Source organism: Rossellomorea sp. YZS02, from assembly GCF_033963925.1.
Taxonomy (GTDB): domain Bacteria; phylum Bacillota; class Bacilli; order Bacillales; family Bacillaceae_B; genus Rossellomorea.
In genome coordinates this window covers 81,675-99,238 of record NZ_JAXBLY010000017.1, presented here as the reverse complement: position 1 = coordinate 99,238, position 17,564 = coordinate 81,675, and the positions used below count along the sequence as shown (strand labels likewise).

Sequence of the window (17,564 nt, the reverse complement as noted above, 5' to 3'; positions counted from 1 at the left end):
CTATCACCTCACGTCTATCCTTTCTAAAAAAGAATCGTCTTAATCACAAAAAGCCCTGCAATGACAGGGCAATTACGAATCTATGTTTTCCACCAGGGTCGCGATTCCCTGGCCGACACCTATACACATGGTGGACAGACCGTAGCGAACCTTCCTCTTCTTCATTTCATACAGGAGGGTGGTGAGGATACGGGCTCCACTGGCTCCGAGTGGATGACCGAATGCGATGGCACCGCCATTGACGTTGACGATTTCTTCACTCAGTCCAAGTTCACGGATGCAGGCAATGGACTGGGCAGCGAAGGCTTCGTTCAGCTCGACTAAGCCAATTTGATCAAGGGCGAGGCCTGAACGCTTCAGGACCTTCTGTGTGGCATAAATCGGACCCAGTCCCATGACAGAAGGTTCAAGGCCCGCAGTGGCAGACGTCACATAGCGGGCAAGGGGGGTGACGCCTAATTCTTCGGCCTTCTCCCTGCTCATAAGTAAAAGGGCAGATGCCCCGTCATTGACTCCGGAAGCATTCCCCGCCGTCACGGTCCCCCCTTGGAACAGAGGCTTTAGTTTTTGCAGCTTTTCACTGTTGGTTTCCGGTCTTGGGTGTTCATCCATCATAAAGGTAGAGACATTGCCTCTCTTATCCTTTAACTCTACCGGTACAATCTCTTCTTTGAAACGTTCTTCATCCATGGCACGTTTCGCCTTCATTTGGCTCCAATAAGAAAAGTGATCCTGCTCTTCACGTGAAATGCCGAACTGCTTCGCCACGTTTTCAGCCGTTTCCGGCATGGAATCGGTCCCGTATTTATCCTTCAGACGGGAATTGACGAAGCGCCAGCCGATCGTCGTATCGAACATTTCCATATTTCCTCTTGGAAAATCCTTTGAAGGTTTTGCCATGACGTACGGGGCACGGGTCATGCTCTCGGTACCGCCGGCAATAAAGACCTCCCCTTCTCCTGCTAAAATGGCCCTTGCTGCATAGTTCACAGCGTCCAGTCCAGAACCGCATAGACGGTTGATGGTGGTTGCTCCGACTTCAACAGGAAGTCCTGCCAGAAGAGTCGACATCCGGGCGACATTCCGATTGTCCTCCCCGGCACCGTTTGCGTTTCCAAGTACAACTTCTTCAATGGTATCTACATGAACGAGAGGGTTCCGTTCCACCAGGGCTTTTATGACATGAGCTCCCAAATCATCAGGGCGGACCTCTTTCAACGCACCTTTATATCTTCCGATCGGAGTACGGACAGCATCGACAATGACCACTTCTCTCATGACTGATGCTCCTTTTCCTTCGCTTCTGAATAATCATAGACCCCTTTGCCTGATTTTCTGCCCAGGCGTCCGGCCTTTACGTATTTCTCTAATAATGGAGCAGGACGATACTTCTCCCCGAGCTTTTCGTGAAGGTACTTGAGATTGTTCAAGCGTGTGTCCAATCCGACTAAATCACCCAATTCAAAGGGTCCCATCGGATAATTCAGGCCGAGCTTGATCGCTTTATCAATTTCCTCAGGAGAGCCAAGACCTTCCTGAAGCATATAAAAAGCTTCATTCCCGACAAGTGCAGAAATTCTGCTTGTGACAAAACCAGGGAACTCATTGATGACCACCGTTTCTTTCCCCATCATGCGGGCTACCTGACTGATGACCTCCGCCGTTTCATCGCTTGTTTCCAATCCCTTCACGATTTCAACGAGGGGCATCTTATGTACAGGATTGAAAAAGTGCATCGCAATCACTTTGTCGGGTCGCTTCGTAAAGGAGCCGATCTCAGTCGGACTCATGGTAGAGGTATTGGTCGCCAAATAACAATATTCAGGGGCATGGGCATCGAGCACTTCGAATACGCCACGCTTGATGTCTGTTTTTTCCGGAACGGCTTCGATGACCACATCGGCATCCCTCACGGCAATGGACAGATTCGTTGAATAACTCATACGCTCTTTTGCTTCTATATACTCCTGCTGAGTGAGCTTGTTTCGTTCGATTCCCTTTTGGAAAATGAGCCCGATTTCATTTCTGGCATGCTCCAACTGTTCTTGATTAATATCAACCAGTGTGGTGCGGAAGCCTCCTGTGGCACTTACATAAGCAATCCCTCTTCCCATCACACCGGAGCCTACGACGACGATATGCTGTGTCATGTCTGGTTTCCCCTTTCTCGCAATAAGGGGTTGACCCTGATTGGGCAACCCCTTGCTTGATTATGTCTTCTTATACACCAAACGGATTTAACGGGCGGTTACCGAAGTAAGAAATGATACTCTTTGTTTCTGTATACAGGTCCAGCGTCTCCACGCAAAGCTCACGGCCGAATCCGGATTGCTTGTAACCACCGAATGGAGTACCAGGGAACGCAGAGAACGGACAGTTCACCATGACGATTCCTGCCTGGATCGCTTTCGATACTCTTGTGGCACGACCATGGTTTTGAGTCCATACGGCAGAACCTAATCCATATTCGCTGTCGTTTGCCAGTTTGATCGCTTCTTTTTCATCCTTGAACTTCATCACGACCACGACCGGTCCGAAGATCTCTTCTTTCACAACCTTCATATCATGATTCACATCTGTGATGATGGTTGGCTCATACCAGTAGCCATTTTCGAACCCTTCCACTTTGGCAGGACTTCCTCCAGCTAAGATTGTCGCTCCTTCTTCTTTGGCAGACTGAACATATCCATCGATCGTATCTAGCTGATCCTGGTTGATGATGGCCCCGATGTGAGTGCCTTTGTCATGGGGATCGGCCAGTTTCAGCTTCTTCGTCTTTTCAACGAATTTTTCCATGAACTCATCGTAAATATCTTCGTGCACATATAATCTGGAACGGGCTTCACAGGATTGACCTGTATTATAGAAGATTCCGAACAGGGAACCGTCGACGGCTGCATCCACATCGGCGTCTTCAAAGACGATATTAGGAGATTTCCCTCCTAATTCAAGCGTGACTCTCTTTAATGTTTGAGACGCTTTTTCCATAATGTTTTTACCGATCGGAGTGGAACCAGTGAAGGCCACTTTATCCACCTTTTCATGCTCCACTAAGTAATTACCTACTGAAGAACCAGCACCCGGGATGATGTTGACAATCCCTTCAGGCACTCCCGCTTCAATGCAGATTTCCCCAAGTACGATGGCTGTCAGAGGTGTAAGCGTCGCTGGTTTCACGACAACCGAACAGCCCGCTGCAATTGCAGGTGCAATCTTCCACGCCGCCATCATCAACGGATAATTCCAAGGGATGATCTGGGCACAAACTCCGACGGGTTCTTTCTCTGCAACGTTCGTAAATTGACCCGGTACGTTATTGACGGTCCCACGGTGACCCACGATCGCTCCTGCATAAAATTCGAAGTCTTCGATTGCCTGCATCACTTGGCCTTGTGCCGCGGATAGCGATTTCCCACTGTCCATGATTTCAAGGGAAACAAGCTCATTGAAACGGGATCTCATAATGCCTGCAATTTTGTTAAGCACACGTGAACGTTTATTGATCGGGAACTTCTTCCATTTACCGTAATCAAATGCGTTTCTGGCTGCTTCAACCGCTTTTTCAGCATCTTCAACTGATGCAAGTGAAACGGTGGCGATGGCTTCACCTGTTGCCGGGTTGTACGTCGTGAACGTTTCTCCCGTCGTACTTTCCATACGTTGACCGTTGATCACCAATGAATAATGCTCTCTTTTCATTTCAAGGACTTCAAAGCTTTGCTCTTTTACTGTAGACATAACTCCATCTCCTTTTTGATTGAATTATTTTCCGTGAAAGGCTGGCTTTCTTTTTTCCAAAAAGGCTGTCACACCTTCGAGATGATCCTGTGTCTTGCCAGCGATCCGCTGGGCACAGGCTTCTTTTTCTAAGTATTCGTTGAAGGATAGATCTCCACTGCCCTTCAATAACCGCTTCATCAAACCGATTGCCTTCGTTGGCATGGAGGCGATCCTTTCGGCAAAGGCAGCTGTCTCTTCCTGCCATTCATCAACTGTGATGATTTTCGTGACAATGCCCAGCCTTTCTGCCTCATCCGCTTTGATTTTCTCTCCAAATACGGCCAACTCCAATGCCTTCGCGTATCCAACAATTTGAGATAAGTAATACAGATTCCCTGAATCAGGGACTAATCCGACATGTACAAATGCCTGCACAAAACTTGCTTTCTCTGACACGAGCCTGAAATCACAAGCCAGTGCCAGGCTGAATCCAGCTCCTGCCGCCACACCATTGACCGCGGCAATCACCGGCTTCTCGCATTGCTCAATTTCCTTCACCATCGGTCCGTAGTTATTCCGGAGTACTTCACCGTGATCCATACTTTCATCCACTTCACTCAGATCCTGCCCCGAACAAAAGGCCCTGCCTTCCCCGGTGATGACGATCGCCCTCACTTCTTCATTTCGCGAAGACTCTTTGATCGCCTTCTGAATTTCCAGATTCAGTTGACGGATAAATGCGTTCAACTTATCCGGTCGGTTCAAGGTGATCCAGGCTACGTTATTTTCCACTTCATACTTAATCGTTTCGAACATGCTGCAGCCTCCTTATTTTCCTTTGAAATCAGGTTTGCGTTTTTCCACGAAAGCCTTCATGCCTTCTTTCTGATCTTCAGAGGCAAAAAGAAGATAAAAATTCTTACGCTCATATTGCATTCCTTCATAGATTGAGGAATCAACGGCTTTATGAACGGACTCCTTGATCAGGCGAAGGGAAAGCGGTGGCTTTGCAGCTAATTTCCTAGCAAATTTCTCGGTTTCTTCCATTAATAATTCTTTCGGGATCGTCCTGTTGATGACTCCCCATTGGAGTGCTTGAGTCGCTGTGAACATGTCTCCTGACAACAGCCACTCCATGGCACGGGATTTTCCGATCAGCTTCGTCAGTCTCTGGGTTCCACCTGCTCCCGGCATGACGCCGAGATTCACTTCAGGAAACCCGAAACCCGCATCTTCAGCGGCAAAGAGAAGATCGCAGCAAAGGGCAAGCTCGAATCCTCCGCCCAAGGCAAACCCTTGAACCGCACCGACGATCGGTTTCTTGATCCAGGCAAGGCGGTCCCATTCGGTGAATTGATTCAGTAGCTCCAGATCGATGGCGCCGTCCTCTGCCATTTCATCAATATCTGCCCCTGCAGCAAACGCTCTTCCTTTACCCGATAACACCATCACTTTTACACGGTCGTTCCGGTCAAATGCCTCGAAAGCATGGACGATCTCAGATACCATGGGACGATTGATGGCGTTCAGGACTTTCGGTCTGTTCAATTCAATGAAGCCAAGTCCGTCCCTCTCGCTCACCACGATATATTCATACTCTTTACTCATTCACTTCTTCGCCGATCATTAGGGTGACGAGATCTGCGGCGAAGCCCATAAGGTCCTTCCCGGAAGCTTTTCCTTCATCGGATTTCATGGCTGCCTTCAGTGCTTCATGGCTTTCGTAGTACATTTCACACATTAAGTAATATTTGCCCTCCCCGCCCATAGGTGAACCGACGATGCGAGTAACATCCATCTTTTTCAGTCCAGGGATCTTCGCCGTGATTGGACCGTGGGTGTTAAAGTAGTGCTCATCGAATTTTTCTTTGTTTTCAGGGTGCTTGTATAATGCAATCAGTTTTACCATAATGGAATCTCTCCTTTAATTTTCAATAGTTTAATAGGTTTTACATCATCGTGGATATGGGTTTCATGGCTTCGAACGGGTTCCGACACTCTTTGCAGTAGAGGATGCTTCTGCAGGCGGTCGGTCCGAACAGGTTCTCCATGGAGGTATAAGGGGAGTCACAGTACGGGCAGTGAATCTGCCAATCTTCTTCCCCTGTGAAATGTTCAGGAGGAGGCGCGATGCCAAATTCCTTCAGCCGCTCCCGTCCATTCACCGTCAGACGATCCGATGTCCATGGCGGAGAATAGACGAACTCCACCTGTACGGATTGAATGTCCAGCTCCTCCCTGCACGCCTTCACCACATTCCCTTTAATGATGTCCAGTGCAGGACACCCTACAAATGTGGGAAGCAGTTCGATGACAAGGGTATCGTCACCAAGATGAATCCGATTGACCATACCAAGGTCCACAATGCTGATGGAATCAATTTCAGGATCTTTCACTGTTTGAAGAACATCTAATACGGTTGCCGTCATTTCTCCTCATCCTTTACCAGATTGCTGCGGGATTGGTTTGATAGACTTCGCTTAATGTCGATAACGCTGCATCTAATTCAGGAGTATGCTCACCTAAACGTCCATTCCCCTTTTTCATGCTTATATTCGGGGGAAAGGATAGTTGAGTGGATCTGAAGACCGGCTCGAGGGCCAGTTCCCACCGTTTCGTTAAGATTTCTTCTCCTTCGATCAGAGCCATAAGGGACATTTCTTTCCCCTCCGGACCTAAAGTGAGCACTCCTTGGAATTCATCCAGCACGCGTTCAATCGCCTTATTCATCCGCTCTCTTGCTTCTCCGCCTGAATTAAATAATTGGATGAACCAGGTTTTCCAGTGGATGAGGTGATAATATAATTCCGTGTTGATCTTGATGGCCATTTCGGCAAGTGGTTCATAGGAGGAATTCTTTAATGCGTCAATCCTCACCTTTTTCGCCACGCTGTAGAAATAATGTCTAACAACGGCGAAAGCCCAATCGTAACGGGGTTCCTCCATATAGTTTCCTGGTCCGTTCACTTCTTCTAGCAGGATCGCATTTCTTCTTTCACCTGCTTTACGGCCATGTGCGAGATGGTCTTGATCTCCTTCTCCCAACTCTTCAAGGAGCTGATAAAACATCGTCGCATGGCCCATCGTGTCTTGGTTGATAGACGAAAACGCAACATCCTCCTCGATATGGGGAGCGAGGCCCAGCCATTCAGAACCTCGGTAAGCGAGGATGAAATCGTCATCCGCCAGTTGATATAGGAGGCTCAAAAGGGCTTCCTTATAATCTGCATTCGGGATGTCATTCGGACTCTTCACATTCATTTCTTCTTCACCAACTCTCCCCATGACATGATTTCCTTCTCATCAAGCATTTCCTGTTCGTACTGTCTCCACTTCTTTTTCAAATAACCGTAGCCCTTGGCGTTCCGGTAGTCTTTATTATCAAGTCGCGAGACACTCTCTCTTTCTTCGGGTGTCATCATCCGCACATCCGACCGCTTCACGACCCATATATCCGAAACAGGCTCCCTTCTCATGAAATTCTCCTGGGCCATGACCATGGCAAGTTCATGATTTGGCGCAAGCAGACTGAATTGATGCTGCATCTGTGCCCCGTCCGTCCTTTTACTAAACACTTCAAACTCCTGATAAAAATTCTGCCCCTTATCTGACATCCTGTCTCATTCCCTTCTAACTTACTTGGTCACCAGGGCTTAATGCTTCCCGTACCCATGCATTGTTGTCGTAGGATAACTCCCTCAAACGAAGGCGTTCCTTCGATTTCGGTCCATTATTTCGGATGATTTCCTTGAAGCGGCTCCAGTCGGGCTGCTTATAGATCCATAAGTCTTTTTCTTCATCGAAGTACATCGTTTCATCCGGAAGGGTCAGCCCAAGCGACAGGATCCTCGGTACATATTTCGTGAAAAAGTCCTGACGCAGCTGTTCATTCGTTTTCGTCCGGATGTTGTACTTAATCGTGATGTCCTGTTTGGAAGATCCGGTTGTCTTCGCATCTCCCGGTCCAAAGAACATAAGCAGGGATTCCCACCAGCGGTCCACCGCATCCTGGACCAGCGCCTTCTGTTCAGGAGTACCTTCTGCGAGGGCCATGATGATCGCCTCACCATGTTGGGCGTGGAACACTTCCTCCGCGCAGATCCGCTTTAGCGCACGGGCATACGGACCATAGGATGCATGGAGCATATTCGTTTGGGTGATGATTGCTGCTCCGTCCACAAGCCAGCCGATTAATCCAGCGTCTCCCCAGGTAGGTGCTTCCATATGAAACACGTTATGAAACTTTAAATCTCCCGAAAACAAATCTCTCATGATATGCTCTCTTGTTTTCCCATAAGGCTTCATCAGATCTTCCGCCACTCGAAGCAGAAGCTGCCCGTGACCCATCTCGTCCTGAACCTTGGCCATGATCCCAAGCTTTCGTCTGAGGGTCGGCGCTTTCGGGACCCATTCCTTCTCGGGCAGTGCCCCCATGATTTCACTGATTCCGTGCATGGAAATCAATTTGATCAGTGCATTCCGGTATTCATCCGGCATCCAGTCATCAGCTTCGATCTTTTCGTTGTTTTCGATTTTTTTCATAAAATGAGCCATACGTTCTTCTTCCGTCAAAGGTTGATTTGATAGTACGTCACTCATCGTAGCCCTCCTTTTATCACACGGTTATCACGATGCTCGTGAATTTTGTGATAACTATTTTTCTCAAAAAAAATTATTGAAGCATGGCTTCTCCTCTAAGATCTACAATCCGGATGGCCTTTCCTTCCGATCGCGGAATTTCTCTGGGACCCCGGATCTTCACATCCATGGAAACGTAGCAGCGATCTTTCATCAGGCTCTTCACCCTGGATTCCAGATCCTTGATTCCTTCATGCATTAAATCTTGAGACACCCCTTTGAAGCATTCATCCGTGACCTCCACCTGAAGTTCAACTGTATCAAGAGCCCCTTTTTTCTTTAGATGAACCTGATAATGCGGCGCCAACTCATGTACTTGAAGCAGAAAGTGCTCCATTTCAGATGGAAACACGTTCACACCCCTGATGATGAGCATGTCATCGACTCTTCCTTTCACCCGGGACATCTTCACGGTTGTCCGTCCACAAGAACAGGTTCCATGCTGGATCGACGCAATATCCCCGGTTCTGTAGCGGATGATCGGGAAGGCTTCCTTCGTTAAGCTCGTAAACACAAGCTCACCGACCTCCCCTTCCGGCAGAGGCTCAAGCGTATCTGGATTTATGACTTCGACAAGAAAATGGTCCTCTGCAATATGAAGGCCGTTCCTTGCCTCATGACATTCCATGGCAACACCGGGTCCGATGACCTCACTTAAGCCGTAGATGTCGCATGCTTTAATACCCATCTTCTTCTCAAGGGTCTTCCTCATTGCATCCGACCATGGCTCGGCGCCGAATATTCCATATTGAATGGACAGGGAAGCGGGATCCTTTCCTTGTGCCTCCATGGATTCGGCTAAATTCAGAACGTAAGACGGTGTCCCGCATATGACTGTCGGTTGAAAATCTTCCAACAATGTAATCTGTCTTGACATATTCCCCCCTGACACCGGTACCGTGATCATCCCGAGCTTCTCACTTCCATAATGCAGGCCCAGTCCACCGGTAAAAAGTCCATATCCATATGCATTATGCAGAACATCCCCCGGTTTACCGCCAGCCATTGCGATGGCGCGGGCGACGATTCTGCCCCACATATCAATATCATTCTGGGTATAGCCTACGACTGTAGGCTTTCCGCTCGTACCGCTAGAAGCATGTACCCTTACCATTTCCTCACGCTTTACCGCAAACAGTCCGAACGGATAATGATCACGAAGGTCTTTCTTTATTGTAAGCGGTAACATTTTTAAGTCTGACAAAGACTTTATATCCTCGGGCTTGATACCCCTTCTCTCAAATTGCTCCCGGTAAAAAGGAACCCGTTCATACACGACTGAAGCAACTTGTTGAAGTCTCTCTAGTTGAAGGCGTTCCATTTGCGATCGACTTGCCGTTTCTATCTCATGCAAAATCAATGTATTTGCCTCCCTGTCATGATATAAAAATATATTTATATAACGTTATTTATTCGTTTATAAAAATATGTGTTATATTTAACTACTCAAAAGATAACGTGAATGCTGAAAATTGTCAATATATTTTCAGAAAATTTAATAATTGAAGAAGAGGGAGATTGGCTTGGGTATTTATTTGGGGGAACTGCTGATATCGAGAATTCGCTGATATATTTTAATTTTCGATGATAAAATTGAAATCCACCCCAATCGAAACCCATGAGGCAATAACAAAAAGCCTGCTTCGAAATCATCCAAAGCAGGCTTTTTCATATTATTCAGTAGCTGGTTTAAGGACCGTTTCTTCCCTTTGCGCTTCTTCCTGTAACTCTTTATCACGCTTAATTTTTCCATTTCCAACCGACAATGCCACTCCAACACCGATGGCAATGAAGATCAATCCGGTCAGGAAGACGGTTGTGAACGCATCGGACCATGCCATTTCAATCGAAGAAATAACAATGCTTCCGATTTCTTTCGGCACTTCCAACAAGCCTGGTGTCACGAGCAGTCCGAACAAGGCGTCCGTTTTTTCGCTTAGTCCGCTCAGAATTTGACCTGCAGCAGGATTTTTCGCCTGTTCTGCCACATCCTTCATATTTTCCTGAAGAGATTGATTCATGACAGCATTCAGAACGGTGATCCCGATCGTTCCCCCGATGGAACGGAAGAAGGTTGCAGATGAAGTGACCGCCCCGAGTCGGGATTTAGGGAACTCGTTCTGAACCGCGATCATAAGTGTCGGCATGACAAGACCCATTCCGAATCCCATGACAATCATATACATATACGCCGTATATTCTTTGGAAGCAGGACCCATCGTACTCATTAAGAAGAATCCGACTACTGTGATCAGCATACCGGCCGTCAGCACGGTACGGTATTTTAGCCTTAATAATAATCTACCTCCGATGATACTGGCCACAATTAGTGAGATCATCATTGGCGTCATGGTAGACCCCGCTTGAGTCGGTGTCACACCGAGAATACCCTGCATGAACATCGGCACGAACATGATCGCTCCGAACATTCCTAACCCGAGAAGGAAACCTAAGGCATTCGTTGTGGCAAATACCCGATTTTTAAACAGGCTTAAATCAAGGATCGGTTCTTTCGCTTTCTTTTCAATGAAACCAAAGACTAAAAGTAATACGATGGATCCTCCGAATAGCAGGAAGCTCGTTCCTGAAACCCACTCAAATTTATCCCCGCCGAAGTTCAGTCCAATCAATAAGAGGACAAGTGCAGGAATCAAGGTAATAATTCCGAGGTAGTCAATGCTTACCTTATCCGTCGGGCGACCGACATTCTCATATTTCAGGCCGACGAATAATAGTAGGGCTGATAATAAGCCAAATGGTACGTTAATCAAGAAAATCCAGTGCCAGCTGATCGTATCGACGATGAAGCCTCCGATGAATGGACCGATGACAGAGCTCAGTCCGAATAGAGCCCCGAATACTCCCTGCCATTTCGCACGTTGTTCAGCCGTGAAGATATCTCCGATGATCGTCTGGGATAATGGCATGATCATCCCTCCACCAATTCCTTGAAGACCACGGTATAACACAAGTTGCTCCATGGAAGTGGCCGTGGCGCATAAGCCTGACCCGATGATAAAGATGATGACCCCGATTAAATATAATAATCTTCGTCCGTATAAATCCGATAATTTTCCAACGATCGGTGTGACTGTAGTGGATGTGATTAAGTAAGCCGTGGTTACCCACGCAAAGATGGAAAAGCCGTTCAGTTCGGCGATGATCGTCGGCATCGCCGTCCCGACTACCGTTTGTTCAAGGGCACTGAAGAACATTCCGATGATCAAACCGGTCAGGACTAAACGCCTGTTGATTCCTGGTTGTACTGACATATGTGTTCTCTCCTTATTCTTCTGTATTGTTCTCGATTACTGTGGCCAGCTTTTCGTAAATCGTGACAAGCTGATCGATATCCTCTTCATCGAGATAAGCAAGGTAACGGGAGAATATCTCTCTTCTCTTCCTTTTCGCTTTCTCGAAAATCTCTCGACCGAGTGAAGTGAGCTGCAGCTTTACAATCCTGCGGTCCCTTTCATCCCTTTGTCTCAGGACCAAATCATTCTTCAGCAGTCGATCGATCATGACGGTGATTGCACTTGGCTTTACATCTAACTTCTCAGCCAGTTCCGTCGATTTCATATCTTCTGAAGTCGACAAGAGATAAAGGATGAAAAACTGAGGACCTGTTAATTTCATATCTTTCAATGCAAGTGACATTTCCTGCTGAATATGACGATTCGCTACGTGAAATGCTGTAAACAAACGATCTATATAAGATTGCTGGATTTGTTCCGGGTCCAAGTTCACCCTCCATTTCTGTTCATTCATTTAATATTTAACCTGTTTAAATATTAATCACCTTAGGTAAAAAAGTCAACCAATTTTTCTCCCCTATTTTCGGCAGCGAAAATGTCAGAAAACATGCATTATAAAAACTTTTATACGTAAATGCTTTCATAAGAATTTATCATTTACAGGGGGTTATACACTCTTTATAATCGGGTTGATTGTTTTTCAAACTACCGTTACTCAAAAGGAGCGTGCTCCATAATGAAACAAGTTCACTCTTTATTAAACATATCTCTTGGTGCGTTTTTAATCGCATTGAATATACATTTTTTCCTTTCACCCAATAAGGTGGGCACAGGCGGGACGAGCGGAGCAGGCATCGTGCTTGCTCAATTTATGGACTTACCTGTCGGCGTCATCATGTTTACACTGGATATGTTGTTATTCATTCTTGGGCTGATATTGATCGGTCCAAGTTTCGGCCTGAAATCTGTTTTCGCGAGTCTTTCCCTCAGCGGGATGGTGTGGGGATTAGAGGTGTTCCATCCTCTTCAGAATCCAATCGGACATGATGTCCTGATTCAAATTGTCATCGGGACGTTGATTGGGGCTATCGGAGTCGCCATGATATTTAATCAGGGTGCTTCCGCCGGAGGTACAGGGGTCCTGGCGAAAATCATCCACAAATTTACCGGACTTGAACTGGGACGTGCCGTTCTTGCTTCAGATGTTCTCATTGTTGTTGCATCTGCGTGGTTCTTTGGCCTTCAGGTCGGATTATATGCATTCTTCGGCTTGCTGTTGAAAGGGATGATGATTGACCGCACCCTTCAATTCTTCAACGAAAACAAAGAAGTAGTCATCATCAGCGAATACAGCGAAGAAATCAAAGAATATATTGTTGGAGACCTTGAAAGAGGAGCTACGGTGCATTCAGCCAAAGGCGCCTTTTCCGATGACCAGAAAGAAGTCATCACGACCATTGTCGGCCGCAAGGACTTCTCCAAGTTAAAATCATATATTCAATGTACTGATGAGAAAGCATTCATTACGGTACACAGCATGAACGAAATCTGGGGCAATAATTTTAAATCATTCGCTTAAAAGGCTGGTTCGTAAGTCAGGTGTCTTCTGTATAGAAGGCACCTGATTTTGGATTGGCCTCTTTTTCATATATGATAGAAAAGGAAATATTCGATTGAATGGATGATGACCGTGAAGAAAAGACAGACCACAGAACGAAAAGTATATAGCCATCTAAAGGACGCCTTATTGGCGAGGAAAATCGCACCCGGTACTCAGCTGGTCGAGCAAATCATCTCTCAGAAGATGGCTGTAAGCAGGACCCCTATCCGACATGCATTGAAACGGCTGGAAGCAGAAGGACTGGTTCAGATCATTCCGAACCGTGGCGCATTCGTCGTCCATCCTACCAGGGAAGAAATCATTTCTTTTTTTGAATTAAGGAAAGAAATCGAATTTCTAACCGTAAAGTACGGCCTGCCTAAAGTTAGAAAATCAGATATATCTAAGCTTTATATGTTTCTTGAAGAAGAACAGGAAACGTATAGACAAAAGGATCTGTTGAAATATGTCGAGCTTAATAAGCAATTTCATTTGTTCCTTGCAAAAATAAGCGGGAATAAATTCCTGATTCGCTACATGGATGAAATGCTTATCCAATCCAATGTGTATTTGTTTTTATTTGATGTTTTCTATCATGTAGAGCCAGGGGAAAATGTCCGATTCCGTGAACATGAGGAAATGGTGAAGGCCATTGAAAACAAGGATCAGCAGACACTCTTGGAACTGATCGACCTACATATGAAGCATAGCTTCGATGATCTCCGATTAGAAGAAAATGGGTATTCTTCTTTGGAATCCGTATTGGAAGAATAGCTGTAATGTAAATAATCCGAATCCCGTCAGGTGTATTTTTATTAATAGACACATGACTAGGTGGGCAAAACTTCACTTATCGGTTAGGAGATCAGGTTAAGCTCCAGGGCTGGTAAATAGACGGAAAAATTCCGCTTAAGTAGTTATGAATCTATATAAAAGCTGAAATAGACGGAAAGATTCCGTCTATTTGCTCAAAACATACAAATATGGGTGATTTTTCTGTTCATAAGCGGAAAATCTCCGCTTATTCACCCCCAAAACAAGTTCCATTCTGAACGTAGCCGGAAAATCTCCGCTTATTTTACTCTCGCTGGTAGGGCAAGAGATCTTAATGAACAGTTTTTTGTATTCCTAACAAAGAAACTCGCCAAAATTCACTTCGGCGAGTTCTACTTTTTTATATACCAATTATGAAAAGCACCTCAAAATGGAATGGTTTAGTTATTTGAGGGATTCGGCTTTTTCATTAAAACAATTTCGTTGTCCAATCTTCACAGTTCCATACTTCTGTCGCTACGTACTGATAGAATTCAGGTTCATGGCTGATTAAGAGCACCGTACCTTTGTATTCTTTCAAGGCACGCTTCAACTCTTCTTTGGCCTCGACATCCAAGTGGTTTGTCGGTTCATCAAATACAAGTACATTCGATTCTTTGTTCATAAGCTTGCATAGGCGTACCTTCGCTTTTTCCCCACCGCTCAGCACTTCCACCTTACTTTCGATATGCTTTGTCGTCAGACCGCATTTGGCAAGGGCTGCACGCACTTCTGCCTGATTCATGGAAGGAAATTCATTCCACACCTCTTCGATGCACGTGTTATTGTTCTTTGATTTGATTTCCTGTTCGAAATATCCGATATGAAGATAATCCCCAAGCTCCACTGAACCGGAGATCGGCTTGATTTCGCCAAGGATACTTCTCAGTAATGTCGTCTTCCCGATTCCATTGGCTCCTGATAGAGCAATCTTCTGACCACGTTCCATCTTGAGGTTGAGTGGCTTTGATAACGGCTCATCATACCCGATCACAAGATCCTTCGTCTCAAAGATGACCCGGCCGGCGGTTCTTGCTTGTTTAAAGTTGAATTCCGGTTTCGGCTTCTCTGCAGCAAGCTCGATCATATCCATCTTATCGAGCTTCTTCTGACGTGACATGGCCATGTTCCGGGTGGATACCCGTGCTTTATTGCGGGCCACGAAGTCCTTCAGCTCTGATATTTCCTGCTGTTGCCTCTTGAATGCAGACTCCAGCTGCTGTTTCTTCATTTCATGGACACGTTTGAATTCATGGTAATCCCCGGCATAGCGATTCAGCTCTTGGTTTTCCATATGATAGATCAGGTTGATGACACTATTTAAGAACGGGATATCATGAGAGATCAGGATAAATGCATTTTCATATTCCTGCAGATAGCGTCTCAACCAATTGATATGCTGCTCATCGAGATAGTTGGTAGGCTCATCGAGTAACAGGATGTCCGGCTTCTCGAGTAAAAGCTTGGCCAGCAATACTTTCGTCCGCTGCCCCCCGCTTAAATCGTGGACATCTTTATCCAATCCGATATCATCCAAGCCAAGGCCACGGCCGATTTCTTCCACCTTGGCATCAATGATATAGAAATCATTATTCGTCAACGCATCCTGAAGAGTACCGGTTTCCTCCAGCAATTCTTCCAGTTCTTCCGGAGAGGCTTCCCCCATCTTGGCAAAGAGCTCGTTCATTTCTGTTTCCATATCAAACAGGTATTGGAAGGCCGTTTTCAATACGTCCCGGATCGTCATCCCCTGCTTCAACTGAGCATGCTGGTCCAGGTAGCCGATACGGATCCTTTTCGCCCATTCCACTTTCCCTTCATCAGGTTCAAGCTTCCCTGTAATGATATTCATAAATGTAGACTTTCCTTCTCCGTTGGCACCGATCAAGCCGATATGTTCACCCTTCAACAATCGGAAAGATACATCGTTAAAAATCGCACGGTCACCGAAACCGTGTGTTAAGTTTTTGACTGTCAATAAACTCATATCGTAAACACCTTTTCTTCCTAAACTAAATTTCGCTCCCTCTATTATAAGGGTCATTCCCTATAGAAGATAGGGGGAGTGGTTTTTTCTTCTTTTACTCTACGGCCCCTGCTACATCATAATCAGCTGGATCAAGTTCTGTAGGTTCACCGAGAACCAGTTTCGCAAGCTCCGAACCAAGATATGGACCCACCGTTAAGCCCGATGCGCCAAGTCCATTGGCCACCCAGACATCATTCAATCCCGGCATGACACCAAAAACGGGAAGGAAACCAGGTGTGAACGGACGAAATCCCACTCTCATTTCAAGGACTGCACTGTCACCAATTCCCGGTGCAACGTCCATTGCTTTGTGAAGAATTTCGTGCAACCCCCCAGCTGTTACCCGCTGATCAAAACCGACATCATTTTCGTGAGTGGCCCCGGCCACGACTCTTCCTTCAGGAAAGGCAAGGAGGTATTGATCATTGGGTGGCATGACGACCGGCCATCCATCGGTCTCCTGCCCCCCTGCTTGCAGATGGAGAATCTGCGCTTTTTGGGAGGATACGAGAAAGTTGATTCCAAGGGGTAGAAAGAGTTCCTTCGCCCAGGCCCCGGCCGTCACGATGACTCCGTCCGCCCGAAATACTTCGTCTCCTATTTTGACACCAATGATCCGATTGTCTTCGTTTAACAACGTGGCCTCTCCTTGTCGCAGTGTTGCCCCGTGCTTTTCAGCCCCATTTAAAAGGGCATTCCTCATCGCTCTACCATCCACCCTGGCTGCCCCGCTGACATGAACAGACTGATACTCCTCAGAAAGCAGTGGAAAACGCTGCCTTGTTTCTTCTGCGGTCAGAAGGGTAAGCTCACCGATTTCCGGCGCGTCCTCCCTTCGCTTCTCCGCTCTTTCCACCATCTTATGCAATTTCTGTTCATCGGTATGTAGACTGATGGCTCCTACGCGTTTATAGCCTGTGTCTGTTTCTCCATCAGCTTCCAGCTGTTCTATGATGCTCGGATAATATTTGGCTCCGCCTTTGGCAAGACGATACCACACTTTATTCCTCCGCTGTGACAGCCACGGACAGACGATCCCTGCTGCCGCATCGGTTGCCTGTCCGGGATCCCTGCGGTCTACAACGATGACATCCGCTCCTGCCTTCGCAAGATGATACGCAGTTGAAGCTCCCAGAATGCCGGCACCAACGATAATATATGATTTCATGCAAAACACCTTTTCACCTATTTTTCTTTCATTTTACTTCAGTGGAAAGATGAACTCAATGGATGGACGCTTGCCAAGGGCATGTGTACCAGGTACAAATTGTACATTTGATGCCTGGTACGCTTCCGGTGTTTGGTGCCAGGTACCAATTCACCATTCGGTGCCTGGCAGCCACCCCCCACCCATTCGTACCAAACCAAAAACCACCATCAATTCCAGACAATTCTCACACCTTTTCCCGAAATTGATTGACAAGTCGTTTTGATTCATGATAAAAATTGTATAACCTAATATTGAAAAGCTTTGAAGGAAACAAGTAGCAGACATTTCCCTGTTAAAGAG

17 protein-coding genes and 1 other annotated feature (1 of these 18 only partly in view) are annotated in these 17,564 nt (G+C 46.4%); of the genes, 2 read left to right on the top strand and 15 right to left on the bottom strand.

What is annotated here, in order from left to right; genetic code table 11:
• Positions 1 to 72: 72 nt before the first annotated feature.
• The 13 genes from SLH55_RS16715 to SLH55_RS16655 form a co-directional block, all read right to left on the bottom strand.
• Positions 73 to 1,278, bottom strand: a complete 1,206-nt coding sequence (locus SLH55_RS16715) for a thiolase family protein (RefSeq protein ID WP_219167959.1) — start codon at positions 1,276 to 1,278, stop codon at positions 73 to 75.
• Positions 1,275 to 2,150: a 3-hydroxyacyl-CoA dehydrogenase gene (locus tag SLH55_RS16710; RefSeq protein ID WP_320324054.1), complete on the bottom strand. Its 876-nt coding sequence runs from the start codon at positions 2,148 to 2,150 to the stop codon at positions 1,275 to 1,277. Before SLH55_RS16710 ends, SLH55_RS16715 begins: the two co-directional genes overlap by 4 nt.
• Positions 2,151 to 2,220: 70 nt before the next feature.
• A complete protein-coding gene (locus tag SLH55_RS16705; protein ID WP_320324053.1) occupies positions 2,221 to 3,738 on the bottom strand; it encodes an aldehyde dehydrogenase family protein in 1,518 nt (505 codons plus the stop codon).
• Between the two features lie 24 nt (positions 3,739 to 3,762).
• On the bottom strand, positions 3,763 to 4,536 hold the full coding sequence (locus tag SLH55_RS16700) for an enoyl-CoA hydratase-related protein (RefSeq protein ID WP_320324052.1): 774 nt from the start codon (positions 4,534 to 4,536) through the stop codon (positions 3,763 to 3,765).
• A gap of 12 nt (positions 4,537 to 4,548) precedes the next feature.
• The gene (locus SLH55_RS16695) at positions 4,549 to 5,328 is read right to left on the bottom strand and encodes an enoyl-CoA hydratase/isomerase family protein (protein WP_320324051.1); all 780 of its coding nucleotides are present in this window, start codon (positions 5,326 to 5,328) and stop codon (positions 4,549 to 4,551) included.
• Positions 5,321 to 5,629 carry an EthD family reductase gene (locus SLH55_RS16690; protein WP_034760972.1) on the bottom strand — a complete coding sequence of 103 codons (309 nt, stop codon included), beginning with the start codon at positions 5,627 to 5,629 and terminating at the stop codon, positions 5,321 to 5,323. Before SLH55_RS16690 ends, SLH55_RS16695 begins: the two co-directional genes overlap by 8 nt.
• A 40-nt stretch (positions 5,630 to 5,669) precedes the next feature.
• Positions 5,670 to 6,149 carry a 1,2-phenylacetyl-CoA epoxidase subunit PaaD gene (gene paaD, locus SLH55_RS16685; protein WP_320324050.1) on the bottom strand — a complete coding sequence of 160 codons (480 nt, stop codon included), beginning with the start codon at positions 6,147 to 6,149 and terminating at the stop codon, positions 5,670 to 5,672.
• 13 nt (positions 6,150 to 6,162) lie between these two features.
• Positions 6,163 to 7,005 (bottom strand): 1,2-phenylacetyl-CoA epoxidase subunit PaaC, encoded by an 843-nt coding sequence (gene paaC, locus SLH55_RS16680; protein ID WP_413787107.1) that lies wholly within the window; start codon positions 7,003 to 7,005, stop codon positions 6,163 to 6,165.
• Entirely contained in the window at positions 6,978 to 7,334 is a 357-nt protein-coding gene (paaB, locus tag SLH55_RS16675; RefSeq protein ID WP_206852320.1) for a 1,2-phenylacetyl-CoA epoxidase subunit PaaB, read from the bottom strand. Before paaB ends, paaC begins: the two co-directional genes overlap by 28 nt.
• Before the next feature lie 16 nt (positions 7,335 to 7,350).
• Complete coding sequence (gene paaA / locus SLH55_RS16670) at positions 7,351 to 8,319, bottom strand: 1,2-phenylacetyl-CoA epoxidase subunit PaaA (protein WP_219167966.1); 969 nt, start codon at positions 8,317 to 8,319, stop codon at positions 7,351 to 7,353.
• 73 nt (positions 8,320 to 8,392) lie between these two features.
• Positions 8,393 to 9,718: a phenylacetate--CoA ligase family protein gene (locus SLH55_RS16665; RefSeq protein ID WP_413787106.1), complete on the bottom strand. Its 1,326-nt coding sequence runs from the start codon at positions 9,716 to 9,718 to the stop codon at positions 8,393 to 8,395.
• Positions 9,719 to 10,031: 313 nt separating this feature from the next.
• Entirely contained in the window at positions 10,032 to 11,630 is a 1,599-nt protein-coding gene (locus SLH55_RS16660; RefSeq protein WP_320324049.1) for an MDR family MFS transporter, read from the bottom strand.
• Between the two features lie 13 nt (positions 11,631 to 11,643).
• Positions 11,644 to 12,099, bottom strand: a complete 456-nt coding sequence (locus tag SLH55_RS16655) for a MarR family transcriptional regulator (protein WP_320324048.1) — start codon at positions 12,097 to 12,099, stop codon at positions 11,644 to 11,646.
• A 249-nt stretch (positions 12,100 to 12,348) separates the two neighbouring features.
• Between SLH55_RS16655 and SLH55_RS16650 the strand changes: the two genes are divergently transcribed.
• Together SLH55_RS16650 and SLH55_RS16645 are read left to right on the top strand one after the other, a co-directional pair.
• Positions 12,349 to 13,191 (top strand): YitT family protein, encoded by an 843-nt coding sequence (locus SLH55_RS16650; protein ID WP_320324047.1) that lies wholly within the window; start codon positions 12,349 to 12,351, stop codon positions 13,189 to 13,191.
• A gap of 111 nt (positions 13,192 to 13,302) precedes the next feature.
• Positions 13,303 to 13,986 (top strand): GntR family transcriptional regulator, encoded by a 684-nt coding sequence (locus SLH55_RS16645; protein WP_320324046.1) that lies wholly within the window; start codon positions 13,303 to 13,305, stop codon positions 13,984 to 13,986.
• Between the two features lie 469 nt (positions 13,987 to 14,455).
• Here SLH55_RS16645 and SLH55_RS16640 read toward each other — a convergent pair whose 3' ends face one another.
• On the bottom strand, positions 14,456 to 16,012 hold the full coding sequence (locus tag SLH55_RS16640) for an ABC-F family ATP-binding cassette domain-containing protein (protein WP_320324045.1): 1,557 nt from the start codon (positions 16,010 to 16,012) through the stop codon (positions 14,456 to 14,458).
• 94 nt (positions 16,013 to 16,106) lie between these two features.
• Positions 16,107 to 17,222 carry an FAD-binding oxidoreductase gene (locus SLH55_RS16635; protein ID WP_320324044.1) on the bottom strand — a complete coding sequence of 372 codons (1,116 nt, stop codon included), beginning with the start codon at positions 17,220 to 17,222 and terminating at the stop codon, positions 16,107 to 16,109.
• Between the two features lie 294 nt (positions 17,223 to 17,516).
• Positions 17,517 to 17,564, top strand: a binding site (T-box leader); it runs 162 nt beyond the window's last position.

Coding starts and splice junctions, on each gene's coding strand:
- SLH55_RS16715 (WP_219167959.1), bottom strand. CDS start 1,278: ATGAGAGAAGTGGTCATTGTCGATGCTGTCCGTACTCCGATCGGAAGA.
- SLH55_RS16710 (WP_320324054.1), bottom strand. CDS start 2,150: ATGACACAGCATATCGTCGTCGTAGGCTCCGGTGTGATGGGAAGAGGG.
- SLH55_RS16705 (WP_320324053.1), bottom strand. CDS start 3,738: ATGTCTACAGTAAAAGAGCAAAGCTTTGAAGTCCTTGAAATGAAAAGA.
- SLH55_RS16700 (WP_320324052.1), bottom strand. CDS start 4,536: ATGTTCGAAACGATTAAGTATGAAGTGGAAAATAACGTAGCCTGGATC.
- SLH55_RS16695 (WP_320324051.1), bottom strand. CDS start 5,328: ATGAGTAAAGAGTATGAATATATCGTGGTGAGCGAGAGGGACGGACTT.
- SLH55_RS16690 (WP_034760972.1), bottom strand. CDS start 5,629: ATGGTAAAACTGATTGCATTATACAAGCACCCTGAAAACAAAGAAAAA.
- paaD (WP_320324050.1), bottom strand. CDS start 6,149: ATGACGGCAACCGTATTAGATGTTCTTCAAACAGTGAAAGATCCTGAA.
- paaC (WP_413787107.1), bottom strand. CDS start 7,005: ATGGGGAGAGTTGGTGAAGAAGAAATGAATGTGAAGAGTCCGAATGAC.
- paaB (WP_206852320.1), bottom strand. CDS start 7,334: ATGTCAGATAAGGGGCAGAATTTTTATCAGGAGTTTGAAGTGTTTAGT.
- paaA (WP_219167966.1), bottom strand. CDS start 8,319: ATGAGTGACGTACTATCAAATCAACCTTTGACGGAAGAAGAACGTATG.
- SLH55_RS16660 (WP_320324049.1), bottom strand. CDS start 11,630: ATGTCAGTACAACCAGGAATCAACAGGCGTTTAGTCCTGACCGGTTTG.
- SLH55_RS16650 (WP_320324047.1), top strand. CDS start 12,349: ATGAAACAAGTTCACTCTTTATTAAACATATCTCTTGGTGCGTTTTTA.
- SLH55_RS16640 (WP_320324045.1), bottom strand. CDS start 16,012: ATGAGTTTATTGACAGTCAAAAACTTAACACACGGTTTCGGTGACCGT.
- SLH55_RS16635 (WP_320324044.1), bottom strand. CDS start 17,222: ATGAAATCATATATTATCGTTGGTGCCGGCATTCTGGGAGCTTCAACT.